The following is a 690-nucleotide window of genomic DNA, read 5'->3' on the forward strand; positions in this document are numbered from 1 at the left end:
CCTGCGACACCTTGGTCCCAAACCAAGTACTCTACCAAGCTGAGCTACTTCCCGAGTTAAATAGAAAAATGCACCCTAGAGGAGTCGAACCTCTAACCGCCTGATTCGTAGTCAGGTACTCTATCCAGTTGAGCTAAGGGTGCTCATTAGTTTATGCCGAGGACCGGAATCGAACCGGTACGATCGTTACCAATCGCAGGATTTTAAGTCCTGTGCGTCTGCCAGTTCCGCCACCCCGGCCTCTCTAAGCGAACGACGGGATTCGAACCCGCGACCCCCACCTTGGCAAGGTGGTGTTCTACCACTGAACTACGTTCGCACTGTTTTCTTCTATCTAAAAATGCCGGCTACATGACTTGAACACGCGACCCTCTGATTACAAATCAGATGCTCTACCAACTGAGCTAAGCCGGCTCATTTATTATATCTTAATGCGGGTTAAGGGACTTGAACCCCCACGCCGTTAAGCGCCAGATCCTAAATCTGGTGCGTCTGCCAATTCCGCCAAACCCGCATATATGACCCGTACTGGGCTCGAACCAGTGACCCATTGATTAAAAGTCAATTGCTCTACCAACTGAGCTAACGAGTCTAAAATAACTTGCGTTACCTTAAACGGTCCCGACGGGAATCGAACCCGCGATCTTCGCCGTGACAGGGCGACGTGATAACCGCTACACTACGGGACCT

Annotated in this window: 7 tRNA genes; all 7 read right to left on the minus strand. The window is 50.9% G+C overall.

Annotated features, from left to right (window positions below):
* Positions 1 to 69: 69 nt before the first annotated feature.
* Positions 70 to 143 (minus strand) — tRNA-Arg (locus tag NMM17_RS09565).
* Between the two features lie 11 nt (positions 144 to 154).
* Positions 155 to 240: transfer RNA gene (locus tag NMM17_RS09570), tRNA-Leu, on the minus strand.
* Positions 241 to 247: 7 nt separating this feature from the next.
* Positions 248 to 319 (minus strand) — tRNA-Gly (locus NMM17_RS09575).
* 22 nt (positions 320 to 341) lie between these two features.
* A tRNA-Thr gene (locus tag NMM17_RS09580) sits at positions 342 to 414 on the minus strand.
* 18 nt (positions 415 to 432) lie between these two features.
* A tRNA-Leu gene (locus tag NMM17_RS09585) sits at positions 433 to 514 on the minus strand.
* 5 nt (positions 515 to 519) lie between these two features.
* Positions 520 to 592, minus strand: a tRNA-Lys gene (locus tag NMM17_RS09590).
* Between the two features lie 24 nt (positions 593 to 616).
* Positions 617 to 689 (minus strand) — tRNA-Asp (locus NMM17_RS09595).
* Between the last annotated feature and the right edge of the window lies 1 nt (position 690).

It is taken from the genome of Streptococcus sp. CF7_Ac1-12 (assembly GCF_024295905.1).
Classification (GTDB): Bacteria; Bacillota; Bacilli; order Lactobacillales; family Streptococcaceae; genus Streptococcus; species Streptococcus mitis_AP.